1 protein-coding gene is annotated in these 787 nt (G+C 63.3%); it reads right to left on the reverse strand.

The features are described 5' to 3' along the window. A partial coding sequence (locus tag JIN78_RS16820) for a hypothetical protein (protein WP_200393158.1) occupies window positions 1–787 on the reverse strand: 787 nt, incomplete at both ends.

The raw sequence follows: 787 nt of genomic DNA on the forward strand, positions 1-787 counted from the left end.
ACCGCCGCTGGAAAAGTGAACCAACTCGCTGGCGGGATTTCCCCATGTGCAGTATTCCACATCCAGCGAGAGGAGAAGGCAGCTCGCGCCGCTGGGGACGAAGGTGAGCATCCCTTCTTGCGCGAGGCGAGGATAGGCGGCCACGTTCAGGAAGTATTCGTCGAAGCCGTAGCTTGGCCAGCGATGATTGCCAAGGGGCACCGGGCCGCAGCCGGGCATGATCACACTGGGGTCTAGCCGATCCTTTATCGCGTGCCAGGTGAAGGCGTCGAGTAGCAGTCGCACGTCTTCCAGCAGACCGCCCTGCACGCCGAATTGGCAACCCACGAAGGGTTGGTAGCAGACGCGGTAGTCATCGGTGTAGTCGCGGGGATTGGGCACTCGCCAGGCTCCCACCCCGCTCTGCTGCATGGTGCGGGTGCGGGTCAGATCGCTCTCCAGGTCTCGCAGCCGGTCGATGTCGGTGACGACGACCAGCTTGTCTTTTTCTGCAAAAGGCAGGAAGCGCCACAGGCCGCCGGGGGCGAAGTTGAGGGAAGAACTCTTCATCTCGTAGACTTCGCAACCCGCCTCAGCCAGCTCGTCGGCGAGAAAGCCCAGATCCTTGGCCAGATAGACTCGGATGGCGGTCTGGGGAAATTTTTGCCGCAGCTCAGGGACCAGCTCCAGCAGCGGCTGCACGTAGTGGTCCCAGGGGTTGTAGCGATCGGCCAGGCCCAGCGCGACCGCGTTCTGGAGCCGTTCGCGAGTGGGCGGAGGAAGCTCGGGCGAACCGGTATGGACCGGC

Origin of the sequence: Roseibacillus ishigakijimensis (assembly GCF_016595415.1) — a bacterium.
In the GTDB taxonomy this organism is placed as follows: domain Bacteria; phylum Verrucomicrobiota; class Verrucomicrobiia; order Verrucomicrobiales; family Akkermansiaceae; genus Roseibacillus; species Roseibacillus ishigakijimensis.